Below are 13,791 nucleotides of genomic sequence, written 5' to 3'. Positions count from 1 at the left end.
AATTAGAAAATGGGATAATTTTACAATTATCTGATTGACCCATTTACTAATTATAACATTATTTTTTCACTCGAGATTCGTTGTTTTTTACAAAAGCATCCCAACCGGTATAGCTTTTTTCACCAACCACTTTTCCAGAATTAAAAAAGTGACAAACTGCAGCAGCTAAGCCATCAGTGGAATCTAGGTTTTTTGGCAATTCCTTCAGTCCTAAAAGCTGCTGCAACATTTTAGCAACTTGCTCCTTACTAGCATTTCCATTTCCAGTAATTGCCATTTTGATTTTCTTAGGCTCGTATTCAGTAATAGGAATATCTCTTGACAAACCTGCTGCCATAGCAACTCCTTGCGCACGACCTAACTTCAACATAGACTGTACATTTTTTCCAAAAAAAGGTGCTTCTATAGCAATTTCGTCAGGGTGATGCGTATCTATAAGTTCGATAGTACGTTCAAAAATGCGTTTCAATTTCATGTAATGATCGTCCATTTTATTCAGCTGTAATTCATTAAGCTGCATGAATTCCATCTTTTTATTGACAATTTTTATCAATCCAAAACCCATAATTGTTGTTCCGGGATCAATTCCTAATATGATTCTTTCGTTAGCCATTTTATTGTAAAGGTCTTATTAGCTTGATAGCCTCTAGACATTATTTTTATTTATTATGGAGACATTATGGAAGTTAACTACAAAGTTTAGCTCACCATTATTATGATTCTCTAAATGTTGAAGATATAGCATTCACACTAAGAATTTTGCTTTTCTTTGCACTCATGATTTCAATTTCACACAAAACTAAGCAATTCCTAGTTCTTATAATCAAACTTTTGATTGTGAGTGGCGCATTCTATTTTATTTACAATCAATTAGCCAACAATGACAAGTTAAATTGGGAGGAGTTTATGGTTTTATTTAAAAAAAATCAATCTGTAGCTGGAATTAGTTTTATATTGTTACTGAGCGTTTTAAATAGATTTTTTGAGATTTTAAAGTGGCAGAATCTAGTTTCTTTTATTCATAAAATTTCTAAAGCGGAAGCTACAAAACAAGTCCTTGCTGCATTAACTGCTGGATTATTTACTCCAAACGGAGTAGGAGAATATGCTGGAAAAGCGCTTTTTTATAAAAAATCAGAAGCTAAGAAAATTCTATTTTTGAATTTAATATGTAATGGAATTCAAATGGTACTGACAGTACTTTTTGGAATTTTTGGATTATTATATTTCAATGCTAATTACAATATTATTACAACTAAAACTGTAGTTATTCTTTTTGGAACTTTAATTCTAACTTTCGGTTTATTATTTTCAATTAAAAAATTAACAATAAAGGGATACTCTATTGAAATTTTGATTCATAAAATTAATGAGATTCCGAAAGCAATTCATCAAAAAAATATTTTTCTGGCAATTTGTCGATACCTTGTTTTTTCTCATCAATACTACTTTTTATTCCTCGCTTTTGATATTGACTTACCTTACTTAGTTCTTATGTCAGGGATAACGAGTGTCTACTTTCTTGGTTCGTCCTTACCTACTTTTCAGTTTTTAGATTTTGCTGTCAAGGGAAGTGTCGCAGTATATTTCTTTGGGATTTTAGGAGTAAATGAATGGATTGTTGTTTTTATTTCGACTTTGATGTGGTTTTTGAATATAGTCTTGCCAGTAATTATTGGGAGTTACTATGTTTTAAATTTCAAGAGTTCGTTAGACAAAAATTTCGTGGAAGACAGTGAACCAAGACTAAGAGAATGATCAGCTTCATTTTAATATCATTTTTAATAATTTACGTTTTTACGATTGGAATCTTAATCCATGGATTTTCTAAAGTATCTGCTATTAGTTCGAATGACTTAAAGCCACTAACACATTTTACGATAATTGTGCCCTTTAGAAATGAGGAAAATAATTTACCTCATTTAGTTAATAGTCTTTCAAAATTAAATTATCCTGTCAATTTATTTGAAGTCTTACTTGTTGATGACGAATCTGAGGAAATTTATAAAGTTGAGCATAAAGAATTTAAAATTCGCGTAATAAAAAACGAGAGATCTTCTAACTCACCAAAAAAGGACGCAATTACTACTGCAATGAAATATGTAAACTCAGAATGGGTAATCACAACAGATGCAGACTGTACGGTGCATAAAAACTGGTTGTTAACGGTAGACAATTACATTCAATTACATAAAGTTTACATGATTGCTGGTGCAGTCACTTATTCTATTAATAATTCCTTCCTTCATCATTTCCAACAAGTAGATTTGGCGAGTTTACAAGGAGCAACTATTGGAAGTTTCGGAATTGGGAAAGGATTTATGTGCAATGGAGCTAATTTTGCTTATAAAAAAAGCTTTTTTACAGAGTTAAATGGCTTTGAAGGAAATGATGAAATTGCAAGCGGTGATGACGTTTTCTTACTACAAAAAGCAATTAAACATTCTCCTGAAAAAGTCTATTATCTCAAGTCGAAAGAAACAGTTGTCACCACAAAAGCATTAAATGACTGGAAATCCTTATTTCATCAAAGAGTGCGATGGGCATCAAAGACAAGTTCGTATCAAAGTAATTTTGGCAAACTGTTAGGTTTAATAGTATTTACAGGAAATTTAAGTCTTGTAATAGCAATAGGACTCACTACTTTAGGTCTTTTTTCATGGATTACTTTACTGCTCCTAGCTTTTTTAAAGTTTGCTATTGATACTGTTTTAATTTATCAATCACATTCTTTTTTGACGACCGCTAAAATAAGATTTCTTCTCCTAAGCAGTTTATTATACTCTTTTTTTAGCGTAAGCGTTGCTCTTTACTCGTTGTTAGGAAAATACGACTGGAAAGGACGACGATTTTAGTTTGTACTTTTTTTAATGGCTTAAGAAACATTATTCGCGAAAATTTTAATTTAAGAAGGAAGTCCGTCCAATCACTATACGCTAGCCCTGATGGTAGCGGCATCTTTTTATGGAGTCCCTGAGCTTTGGGACAGAATAAAAAATACAGCGGACAGCAGGAAATAGCTCCTAATTCAAATTTTAGTAATGATTGTTTTACTTCTCGACTTTGATAATAACAGGAAGAATAAACTGTGTTTTTACTGGAATTCCTCGCTTAATAGCTGGATTTACTTTAGGGAAATCCACTAAACGTGCTTTCAAGATACTATCTATTTTGATTCGATCATAAGCCACAGAATCTTTAGGAAATTGAGGTTCAAATTGCATTGTGGCATTAGGGAAAATAGTGACTTTTACTTCAATTGTGTCTAATTTCGGGTAGAGCATTGATAGGGTATCGACACTTAATTTCTCCTGAATAAGCTGCGTTAAAACATCAAAAAAACATTGTTGGCGCTGCGCTTTGCTTTCAATTTTATCACAATCAGAAAGTGAAGGATATTCATCTACTTCCTTCCAATTAATGGATTTCAATTCTTTTTGTAGCAGTTCCTTTTCCGAAGGCACTTGCTTTTCCATAAACTGACAGGAATTAAAAAGAAAAATGATTAAAATAAAGTAATAGTGCTTCAAGGTTTTTGTTCTTCAATTGAATTAATATGGCATAAAAATACAATTATTTTTTTTGAGTTTCTTTGGAAAGCAAATATTGTTCGTAGGATTCAGCAAACCACTTTTCTTTATTTTGCTGTGCAATATCTTTTTCTTCAGGATATAATGCGGCTAATCGATCTGAAAAAATACCGATTTTAATCGTATAATTATAAAATTCTTCTTTGGACAGAATTATAGATTTACTGGCTTTTTTATCAGAAAACTCAAAAAACAGAGCGTCAAAATCTTTAAAAGAATAATTTAGTACTTTTACTTTATTCGCCTCGTAAATTCGTTCTTTTACGTCGGCGTCAGCACTATTTTTATTAATTTCTTGTGCATAAACATTATGTCCCATAGATGATAAAGAAATAGCTACTGAATAAAAAAATACTTTTTTAAGATAACGCATCATAGTGATTTTTACTGTTTCCAAAATTACTAAAAATAATCATATGGATATTTTACTTTTAACGCTCGGATTTTTATGTATGATAGTTGGTATCATTGGTAGTTTTATGCCAGTTTTGCCTGGACCAAGTATCAGTTGGATTGGTCTACTCTTGCTATACTTTACGAATGCTGTGCCGGTAAATTATTGGATATTGGGAATTACTTTAGCAATAACGGTGGTTATCTCTATTTTAGATTTTGTTATTCCGGCAAAAGGAACCAAGAAATTTGGTGGAAGCTCATATGGGATTTGGGGAACAAATATTGGCTTAGTAATTGGAATTATAGCGCCAATACCTTTTGGTTTTCTTATCGGTCCTTTTGTTGGAGCTTTAATTGGAGAACTTTTATTCGACTATAAAGATCATAAAAGAGCTATGAAAGCAGCTGCTGGTTCATTTGTTGGTTTCTTAGCGTCAAGCTTTATGAAATTTGTAATTTGTGTTATGTTTTTAGGATTATTTGTTTGGATTGCGTGGCAATATAAGGGAGCGCTTTTTTAAATGTAATTTTCGAAAATAATACTATTTTGAAAGGCAGAAAACAAGTAAAGTTTATTTATTTATGATTAATGACTCAATTTTCAAATATATAAATAACTTTGGCTTTTAACTTTTTTATAATTTATTATAAAGAGAAAATATTATTTCACTATAAAAATTAACAGTTGAATAAAGATATTATAAATACCTCTTTTTTTATTCATCAATTGAAGCAGGGTCAAAACTCTGCTTTCGAAACGCTGTACCATTTATATTTTCAAAAATTATCGCACTTTGCCAATAGCTATATTGAAAACGATGAGGAGGCTAAGGAAATCGTACAGAATGTGTTTTTTAAACTTTGGAAAAAGCGTGAAAAATTAGACATTGAAATTAATTTACATGCCTACTTATTTAAAATGGTTAAAAACTCGTGTCTCGATTATTTTAAACATCAAAAAGTAAAAGCAAACTACAGCCAACAGTGCGAAAATGAAAGAAAAACAATTAATCATTTAGCTTTGATGGATGAGCCGAGCAGTCAATATATCGAAAATGAATTGTTGCAAAAAATAAACGCTTCCGTTGACAAACTTCCTGAAGCATGCAAACGCATATTTATTAAAAGTAGATTTCAAGGCATGAACCACAAAGAGATTGCAGAGGAATTAGAAATTTCTACAAAAACAGTTGAAAATCAAATCACAAAAGCGCTGAAGTTTTTACGATTAGAATTAAAAGAATACACCGCACTTTTTTTATAAAATAAAAAAAATCATCTCCACGTAGGGGAAACCTAAAAATGAATCGTCTTAGTATAAAAACATACTATGACAGTAGCTGATTTAATAAAGTTTATTGAGAGAAAAGGTGATGCTCAGTTTGACCAAGAAGTAATTTCTTGGGTGAATGCTACTCCTGATAATCTAGCTTTATACAGTAAAACCAAAGCTAAGCACGTCATTGATACATTAGATTCTATTTCTGAAAGTACTTCTACCGCAGAAAATTATGCCGACTTTGTTAAAAAGAGAAAAACAAGAAAAAAATCTTTTCGCTACTTCCTTAAAATCGCATCTATTCTAATAGTACCATTTTTACTATCCACTTACATTTATTTCAACTTTAAAGAAGCAACTCCTGAATCAGCAAAAATTGTTTATAGTTCATCTGTTAAAGAGCAAAAAACCGTTACTCTTGAGGACGGAACAGTCATTTGGCTAAATGCTGAAAGTAAAATCGTTCTTGATGATAATTACAACTCCAAGGAAAGAAGGTTGAAGTTATATGGCGAAGCATTCTTCGACGTTGTGAAAAATAAAAATAAACCATTTATTGTTGAAACTGCTTCGGGAATACGAGTAAAGGTTTTAGGAACAAGCTTCAATATTAAATCCTATTCTTCTGAAAAAAGTGTAGAAACAACGCTAGTTACTGGAAAAGTAGAATTATATAATCAAAAGGAAGACAAAGCACTGATTACTTTAAGTCCTAAGCAGAAAGCTACCTTTTCTAAAAAAGAAAATGAACTAGCTGTCACGCAAGTCAATATTGAAAACAATATAGCGTGGAAATCAGGACAATTAATTTTCGACAAAACACCACTAGATGAATTTGCTTTGAACATCGAACGCTGGTTTGATATTAAAGTAGTTATGAAATCCGATAATTTTAAAGGCTACTCTTTTTCAGGAAAGATTGAAAAGACAAACTCAATCCAAGATATTATAAAAGTGTTAGAAGTTTCGTCTAATTTAAATTGCATTTACACTGAAAATGACAAAACATTACTGATTCAATCAAAATAAAAAAAGAGAGTGCGCTAACACTCTCTTAATTTACAAGGCTTTAAAGCTGAATACCGTTTCTAAACAAAATACTAACCAAAAACCCAACGTTAAAATTATGAAAAAAAACCGAATTAAAAAGAACTCTACTAGAAGCAGTTCGGCTTCTTTAGATAAATTTATTAGAATAATGAAAATATATTCTGTGTTAGTTGCCCTTACTATTTTTAAAATCTCTGCTACAAGCCTACCTACGTATGGTCAAAAAATCGCAATCGATTATAATAAAGCGACTTTAAAAGAGATAATCTCAAATATCGAAGGCCAATCTGAATTTACATTTTTTTACAATAACACTTTAGTAGATGAAAATACACTTATTACCGTTAAGGCTTCCTCTAATAAAATTAATAGTGTATTGGATAAGACATTTAAAGGAACAGGTATTTCTTATGAGCTAATGAATAAAAAGGTGATCCTTTTTAAAGGAAATACGGAGCCAACTTTCAAGAATCTTTTATTAAAAGACGATAAAACTCTCGAAAGTAATTCGCTTTTACAAGAAAAAATAGATGTAAAAGGTACTGTAGTTGATGCATCCGGTTTACCTCTACCAGGTATAAATGTAATTATCAAAAACACCAATATTGGAACAGTAACTGATTTTGATGGAAACTTTAGCTTGAAAGCTAATTATGATGATATCATTGAAATAAGCTTCATTAGCCTTAAAACAGAGACAAGGAAAGTTACAAAACAAAATACCAGTTTTAAGATTATCATGCAAGATGATATTAGCGCATTAAATGAAGTTATTGTTGTAGCGTATAACAAGCAAAGTAAAAGTTCTTTTACAGGAGCAGCTGTTAATGTTGATGTTTCTAAAATTCAAGAAACACCAGTAGCTTCTTTTCAAGAAAGTTTACAAGGCAATGTAGCGGGAGTTCAAATGTCATCAGCTAGTGGACAACCTGGTTCTGCACAAAGTATTCGTATTAGAGGTGTAGGTTCTATTAATGCTAATTCAGATCCTTTGTATGTTGTGGATGGAATTCCTGTAGTGTCAGGAAACATATCAACAATTGCAACTAGTTCTAATACTATTGCAGGAATAAATCCTAAAGACATTGAAACAATAACAGTTCTCAAAGATGCTTCAGCAACTTCTATTTATGGATCTAGAGGAGCAAATGGAGTTGTACTTATTACAACTAAAAAAGGAAAATCTGGAAAAACGAAATTTGATTTCAACACACAATATGGAGTGAGCGAAATGATACTTTCAAAAAGAAATAGATTACTTAATACTCCAGAACATTTAGAATTAATGATTGAGAGCCGAATCAATATTGGCGATAGCCCTGAAGTCGCTCAAAAATATATTTATGATCAAGTTGATGAAAATGTAAATACTAATTGGCAAGATGTAATAGGAAGAACTGGAGAATACAGACAATATGGATTAAGTGCTAGTGGCGGTAGTGATAAAACGACGTTCTACTCTTCTTTAGGAATTTACGATCAGCAAGCCGTAATTATTGGCGTAGACTATAAAAAATTAAACGCTAAAGTAAATGTCAATCATAAAGCCACTGATAAATTATCGATGAACTTTGGTGTTGCTGCAAGTAACCAAGTTTTAAATACTATTGATGAAGCAGGTAACGCAAATAATCCAGTAAGAGCGATGACTAGAGAAGTGCCATGGCAACCAGTTTATAATGCGGACGGAACTTACAATACTAGCATCTTATTGACTTATAATCCTGTGGGAATTGCAAAAGATAACATTAGAAAATCAAATCTATATGGAATCTTAGGAAACATAGGACTTAATTATGATTTCAATAAAGACCTTTCATTTGAAACTAAAGGAAATGTTGACTTTAATATAGCTGATGAATTTCAGTATGATAATCCTTATTTTGGAGAAGGTAGAAATGATGGAGGACGCGGAAGAGCTTCAGATAATATAGTACTTAATTGGAACGTAACTAATTTACTAAAGTATAATTTAGACCTAAACGAATCTAATAATTTCAAATTTTTATTAGGTCAAGAGGCACAGAAAATTTCTAGCAGTTCCGTATTTGCTTATGCTAGTAATTATGGTGCTCCTGGATTAACATCTTTAGATAATGCGTCTGTTTATAGAGATGCATCAAGTGCAAAGACAGCTTCATCGCTAGCTTCCTTGTTTTTCAATGTTAGCTACGGTTTGAATAATAAATATTTTCTAAACGTCACTGGAAGAAGAGATGGCTCTTCCCGTTTTGGGTCTGATGTAAGGTATGCTAATTTTGGTTCGATAGGAGCGGGTTGGAATATTGACAAAGAAACATTTATGGAAGACTTAACTTTTGTCAATAAACTAAAGTTACGATCAAGTTATGGTATCAACGGAAACCAAGAAATAGGTGATTTTGCTTCTAGAGGGCTATATAGCACTGGAGATGATTACAATGGAAAACCTGGGTATTCTTACAGCCAACAATCTAATCCATCCTTAACTTGGGAAAAAAACAAGCCTTTCAACATCGGTGTAGATTTTGGATTATTCAATAGATTATCTGGAACTTTCGAATACTATACTAGAACTACTACTGACCTTTTATTTAAAGTACCAATTTCTGCCACTAATGGTATTACTAGTTATTTAGACAATGTGGGAGAGATGAAAAACAGTGGAATTGAACTTGCTTTATCAGCAAATATATTTGACAACACGGACGGTTTTTCATGGAGATCAGATTTTAATATCACTACAAACACAAATAAGATTTTAAAATTACAAAATAACGAGCCAATCATAGAAGACAATTATATCCGCGAAGTGGGAAGTGATTTTTACATGTTTTATATGCCAGGATACGCAGGTGCAGATCCACAAAATGGAAACGCACTTTGGTATACAAATGAATCAAAGACAACAACAACTAGCGATTATAGTAAAGCTGCACCATACCAACAGGGAAGTGCTTTACCTAAATTTTATTCGGGTTTTACAAATACTTTTAGTTATAAAAACGTGAGTTTATCATTTATGTTATTCTTAAACTCAGGTAATAAAGTTTATGATACATGGGGCAGATATTTAAGCAGTGATGGTAGTGCCAAATTGAATGACAGAGGTAATTTAACACGTCATATTTACGAAAATAGATGGCAAAAACCGGGAGATATCACTGACGTTCCAAAAATGGTTTGGGGTAATACACAATCAGGTTTAGCAAATCAACATTCTACTCGTTTCCTGTATGATGGAACCTATTTGCGATTAAGAGATATTACACTTGCTTATCAATTACCATCTACTCTAACTGAAAAATTAAAAGTAAGTAACGTACGTTTTTATCTAAAAGGGACTAATATGCTGACTTGGGTTAAAGACAAAGACTTAGAAATAGATCCAGAAGTTGGAATCAATGGAACTGCAAATCTAAGAATACCAATCTCGAAACAATTTTTAATGGGAGTTGATTTTTCATTCTAATACTAAAAAAACATGATTTTAAAATTTAAACATATAGTTATTCTTGCAATCATGACGCTCACTGCCTCATGTAGCGAATCATTCTTAGATATTGATCCAGAGCAAAGTGTTGCTGCAGAGAGCGCAGTCATAGATCTTGTAACTTTACAGACAGCATTAAATGGCACATATAGCAAATTGCAAAGCAATGATTACTACGGTAGAACGATGTACATCATTCCGGAATTAATGGCTGATAATCTTTACCTAAGTTCTAGAAATACCGGCCGATATTTAGAATACGAAAACTTCGTTGTTTCAGAAAGGAACGGAGAAGCTCAAGGATTATGGGAAAAAGGATATCAAGTAATTGTTAATGCTACTCGTGCCATTGAAGGAGGTAAACTAGTACAAACTACTACTGCTGACCAACAAAAAACTATAAATCAATTAGTTGGCGAAGCCTATGCCTTAAGAGCTTTAGCACATTTTGATTTAGTTAGAGCATTTGCACAACCGTATAACTTTACGCAAGATGCAAGCCATATTGGTGTGCCAATAATTACAGCAGTCAATACGGTTCAAACTTCGCCAAAGAGAAATTCAGTAAAAGAAGTCTACGAACAAATTAAAAATGACTTAATTACTGCTTTAGGATTAATGCAAACTGCGAAAGGAAAAGGAAGCTTTTCAATTGGCGCAGCAAAAGCATTATTGGCAAGAGTAGCAATCTATCAAGATGATACTGTTAATGCTATTAAATACAGCTCTGAAGTTATTGACACAGGTGGCTACGGCTTAATAGCTAACAAAGATTATGCTACATTATGGAACATTAAATTCAATAACGAAACATTATTTGAAGTTGTAAATACAATTGCAGACAATGAAGGCAGTAATAGTTTAGGGCACTTTTTTAATGTAAAAGGATATGCAGATGCATTAGTCAGCTCAGAGCTTTACGCACTTTATAGCGTTCAAGACGCTAGAAGATCAGCAATCACAGCGGGTCCTAAGCCAGGTGCAGAAAAAACTGCATTATTTGTAAATAAGTTTCCAAATGGAACATTGAGCGATGATAATATTAAAATATTGCGCTTGGCGGAGCAATACTTAATTCGAGCTGAGGCTTACGCCAAAAAAGGAGAGGATGTGCTAGCGCAAAATGATTTGAATATAATCGCAAAAAGAGCAAATCCTGCAGCAGCAAATGCTACAGAAACAGGAGCAGCTTTATTGACTAAAATTCTCGAAGAACGAAGAAAAGAACTCGCTTTTGAAGGACATCGTCTATTTGATTTAAACAGAAACAAAAAAGACGTAAAAATTATTCAATCTGAAAAAAGTGTTTCAATAAGTTATCCTAACGATAAATTTATTCTACCAATTCCATTGAAAGAACTCAATTCAAATCCATCAATTAAACCTCAAAACAGCGGTTACTAGATGATTTCCATAGAAATTAAACCGTATTTATTACATAAAAAACACGTTTTTAGAATTGCTGCAGGTGCGAGAACCAACACTCCTATCCTACTAATAAAACTAAAATACGATTATTTTGAAGGATATGGGGAGGCTTCAATGCCTCCCTTATATGGGGAAAATATAGTAAGTGCGACTCAATTCATAAACACATTTGATTTTAGTCGCTTCTCCTCTCCTTTAGAAATTGAAGCAATCAATAATGCATTAAATCAACATGCAGAAGGAAATCCAGCGATAAAAGCTGCTATTGACATTGCTCTTCATGATCTGATAGGGAAAATGAAAAATATGCCTCTATATGAGTATTTCAATCTACCTAAAAAGGAACTAAAAACTAGCAAAACTATTGGAATAGATACTGCCGAAATTATTAAACAAAGAGTACTAGAGGCTGCTGAGTTTCATTTTCTCAAAATTAAACTTGGTGGACATAACGACGCTGAAATTATTAATGCAGTGCGGAGTGTTTCTGACAAACCCTTGTTCATAGATGCTAATCAAGGCTGGACAAACAAAGAAGAGGCCCGGGATAAAATTGAATGGTTAAAACAGGAAGGCGCTGTTTTCATTGAACAACCGATGCCAAAAATAGCATTTAATGACATGGAATGGTTAGCAGCACACAGCACATTACCATTGATAGGAGATGAAGGAATCCAAAAATTAGAAGATGTAAAAACTGCAAGTAATTTTTATCATGGTATTAATATCAAGTTAATGAAATCAGCAGGATTGCAAGAGGCTTTTGCAATGGCGAATTTAGCCAAATCATTAAATTTAAAAATAATGCTGGGTTGCATGTCTGAAACTTCTTGCGCTATAGCAGCAGCAAGTCATTTAGGAGCTATGGCAGATTGGATAGACTTGGATGGGAATTTAGGCGTAACAAATGACCCTTTTCAAGCGCATCAAATAATCAATGGACACATTCAACTTAATGATACTAACGGAATCGGTCTCGTAAATCCCGATTGGAACAAAATTGAAAATTATGAATAAAATATATCAAGCTATAAGTCTTATACTTTTATTACTGTCAATTAGCAACTGTACTGTTCAAAATAATAAGAATTCGGAAATAGCTGTAGAAATACAAAATGATAGTTTAGACACCTATTTCTCAAAATTATACAAAGCGAAAATGTTCAACGGAGCAGTCGCTGTAAAAAGAAAAGGTAAATTAATATTTAAAAAAGGATATGGAGTGGCCAATTTGAAAATGCAAAGCCCATTTTTAACATCAACTTCTCTTGAGATTGCTTCCGTTTCAAAGCAGTTTACTTCCACAGCAATACTTTTGCTACAACAGGAAGACAAACTAAATGTAACTGATTTTGCCTATAAATATCTTGGTGAAGACTTTCCATATCACGAGATGACTATTTCTCAATTACTATCTCACACATCAGGCATTGCAGATTACGAGCCTTACTTTAGAAAAAATTGGAATCCTTCCGTGATTGCTTATAACAAAGACATTTTAAATTACTTTAAAACTGAAAAACCAAAGCTTATAAGTCCCGTAGGTGAAAAGTATCATTACTCGAACTCAGGATACATTATGCTTGCAGAGATAGTAAATGCAGCTAGCGGATCTACTTTAGAGAAATATTTAACTAAAAAAGTATTTCAGCCAATGCAAATGAAAAGTACCTATTTTATTGGTAGAGATAGCATTTGGGACAAAAATAATTACGCTCCTGGATACATGTTTAGCTTATCAGAATGTAAAAATGTAATCCCAGAAACTTTACCAAATAATGACTACTATCGTTTTCTAAGCGGACGCTTAGGATCAGGACGACTATCGTCAAGTATAGATGATTTAATAAAGTGGGATGCGTTTTTATATGATGATTCGATTTTAAATGCTTCTTCAAAAGAAGTCGCATTTAGCATACATCCACCAACAATAGATTCATCTGATTATGGTTATGGCTGGCATATTTCAAACGATACTATTAGAGGGAAAAACGTGTTTCACACTGGAAGTTGGGCGGGAAACTTAACATCTATAACTCGTTATCTTACAACCAAAGATTTTGTTATTATTGTCAACAACACCCACAATACAGCATACAACAAAGAAATTCGTATTGCAGTAAATGACTTTCTAAAAGGAAAACCGCTTCAACTACCTAAAGTAAAAGCAAGTGAATTATTCAAAAATTCAGCTTGTCAATTAGATTTAAGTATGATTCCAAAATGGTACGCTGAAAATAGAGACATCTATTGGGATATTTCAAACTTGGAAACACTTCAAAAAGAATATGATAAGATTGGGGAAGCAAATAAAACTGCTATGGTTAAATCAATAATTAATCTAATTCGATCTAGTAACAAATCTTAAATCAATTGTGGGAATCGATGGTTTTGCACTTTAAAAGTAAATCTACTTAACTCTACTGTAAAAGGTTAAATTACATAATAGCAATATCTTAGAGAGATGTCGTCCTCATTGCTATAATTTCTTTACTTGACCATCTCTTATTTAGCTGCATTTCAAAGTCGCGAAAAAATACGTAATAAAAATTGTAGATTTAGTTAGATTCTATTCA

The 13,791-nt window shown here is 32.4% G+C and carries 12 protein-coding genes; 9 read left to right on the top strand and 3 right to left on the bottom strand.

Features of this window, described 5'->3' with window-relative positions; all coding sequences use genetic code 11:
• Positions 1–58 precede the first annotated feature (58 nt).
• Positions 59–613, bottom strand: a complete 555-nt coding sequence (ruvC, locus tag BC961_RS00160) for a crossover junction endodeoxyribonuclease RuvC (RefSeq protein ID WP_121923845.1) — start codon at positions 611–613, stop codon at positions 59–61.
• Positions 614–777: 164 nt separating this feature from the next.
• Between ruvC and BC961_RS00155 the strand changes: the two genes are divergently transcribed.
• The gene (locus BC961_RS00155; protein WP_121923844.1) at positions 778–1,758 is read left to right on the top strand and encodes a lysylphosphatidylglycerol synthase transmembrane domain-containing protein; all 981 of its coding nucleotides are present in this window, start codon (positions 778–780) and stop codon (positions 1,756–1,758) included.
• On the top strand, positions 1,755–2,855 hold the full coding sequence (locus BC961_RS00150) for a glycosyltransferase family 2 protein (protein WP_170151272.1): 1,101 nt from the start codon (positions 1,755–1,757) through the stop codon (positions 2,853–2,855). Before BC961_RS00155 ends, BC961_RS00150 begins: the two co-directional genes overlap by 4 nt.
• A 195-nt stretch (positions 2,856–3,050) precedes the next feature.
• On the opposite strand, the gene BC961_RS00145 is transcribed toward BC961_RS00150, so the two are convergent.
• Together BC961_RS00145 and BC961_RS00140 are read right to left on the bottom strand one after the other, a co-directional pair.
• Positions 3,051–3,476 carry a hypothetical protein gene (locus tag BC961_RS00145; protein ID WP_394345424.1) on the bottom strand — a complete coding sequence of 142 codons (426 nt, stop codon included), beginning with the start codon at positions 3,474–3,476 and terminating at the stop codon, positions 3,051–3,053.
• A 97-nt stretch (positions 3,477–3,573) separates the two neighbouring features.
• Positions 3,574–3,987, bottom strand: a complete 414-nt coding sequence (locus BC961_RS00140; protein ID WP_147440521.1) for a hypothetical protein — start codon at positions 3,985–3,987, stop codon at positions 3,574–3,576.
• A 19-nt stretch (positions 3,988–4,006) separates the two neighbouring features.
• Here BC961_RS00140 and BC961_RS00135 point away from each other — a divergent pair, with 19 nt between their 5' ends.
• From BC961_RS00135 to BC961_RS00105, 7 genes are all read left to right on the top strand, one after another.
• The gene (locus tag BC961_RS00135; RefSeq protein WP_121923841.1) at positions 4,007–4,507 is read left to right on the top strand and encodes a DUF456 domain-containing protein; all 501 of its coding nucleotides are present in this window, start codon (positions 4,007–4,009) and stop codon (positions 4,505–4,507) included.
• 164 nt (positions 4,508–4,671) lie between these two features.
• A complete protein-coding gene (locus BC961_RS00130) occupies positions 4,672–5,250 on the top strand; it encodes an RNA polymerase sigma-70 factor (RefSeq protein WP_121923840.1) in 579 nt (192 codons plus the stop codon).
• Positions 5,251–5,316: 66 nt separating this feature from the next.
• Entirely contained in the window at positions 5,317–6,294 is a 978-nt protein-coding gene (locus BC961_RS00125; protein WP_121923839.1) for a FecR family protein, read from the top strand.
• A gap of 97 nt (positions 6,295–6,391) precedes the next feature.
• Positions 6,392–9,766 carry a SusC/RagA family TonB-linked outer membrane protein gene (locus BC961_RS00120; protein WP_211331296.1) on the top strand — a complete coding sequence of 1,125 codons (3,375 nt, stop codon included), beginning with the start codon at positions 6,392–6,394 and terminating at the stop codon, positions 9,764–9,766.
• A 12-nt stretch (positions 9,767–9,778) separates the two neighbouring features.
• Positions 9,779–11,191, top strand: coding sequence for a RagB/SusD family nutrient uptake outer membrane protein (locus BC961_RS00115; RefSeq protein WP_121923838.1), 1,413 nt, complete (start codon positions 9,779–9,781; stop codon positions 11,189–11,191).
• Positions 11,192–12,232 carry a dipeptide epimerase gene (locus BC961_RS00110; RefSeq protein ID WP_121923837.1) on the top strand — a complete coding sequence of 347 codons (1,041 nt, stop codon included), beginning with the start codon at positions 11,192–11,194 and terminating at the stop codon, positions 12,230–12,232. It begins immediately after the preceding gene.
• Positions 12,225–13,583, top strand: coding sequence for a serine hydrolase domain-containing protein (locus tag BC961_RS00105; protein ID WP_121923836.1), 1,359 nt, complete (start codon positions 12,225–12,227; stop codon positions 13,581–13,583). The genes BC961_RS00110 and BC961_RS00105 overlap by 8 nt, the downstream gene beginning before the upstream one ends.
• Positions 13,584–13,791 lie beyond the last annotated feature (208 nt).

The organism is Flavobacterium weaverense, assembly GCF_003688495.1.
GTDB classification, from domain to species: Bacteria; Bacteroidota; Bacteroidia; order Flavobacteriales; family Flavobacteriaceae; genus Flavobacterium; species Flavobacterium weaverense.
The sequence above is the reverse complement of the archived record's forward strand: the minus strand, read 5'-3'. Positions and strand labels throughout refer to the sequence as shown.

Coding starts and splice junctions, on each gene's coding strand:
- BC961_RS00145 (WP_394345424.1), bottom strand. CDS start 3,476: ATGGAAAAGCAAGTGCCTTCGGAAAAGGAACTGCTACAAAAAGAATTG.
- ruvC (WP_121923845.1), bottom strand. CDS start 613: ATGGCTAACGAAAGAATCATATTAGGAATTGATCCCGGAACAACAATT.
- BC961_RS00105 (WP_121923836.1), top strand. CDS start 12,225: ATGAATAAAATATATCAAGCTATAAGTCTTATACTTTTATTACTGTCA.
- BC961_RS00135 (WP_121923841.1), top strand. CDS start 4,007: ATGGATATTTTACTTTTAACGCTCGGATTTTTATGTATGATAGTTGGT.
- BC961_RS00150 (WP_170151272.1), top strand. CDS start 1,755: ATGATCAGCTTCATTTTAATATCATTTTTAATAATTTACGTTTTTACG.
- BC961_RS00110 (WP_121923837.1), top strand. CDS start 11,192: ATGATTTCCATAGAAATTAAACCGTATTTATTACATAAAAAACACGTT.
- BC961_RS00120 (WP_211331296.1), top strand. CDS start 6,392: ATGAAAAAAAACCGAATTAAAAAGAACTCTACTAGAAGCAGTTCGGCT.
- BC961_RS00115 (WP_121923838.1), top strand. CDS start 9,779: ATGATTTTAAAATTTAAACATATAGTTATTCTTGCAATCATGACGCTC.
- BC961_RS00125 (WP_121923839.1), top strand. CDS start 5,317: ATGACAGTAGCTGATTTAATAAAGTTTATTGAGAGAAAAGGTGATGCT.
- BC961_RS00155 (WP_121923844.1), top strand. CDS start 778: ATGATTTCAATTTCACACAAAACTAAGCAATTCCTAGTTCTTATAATC.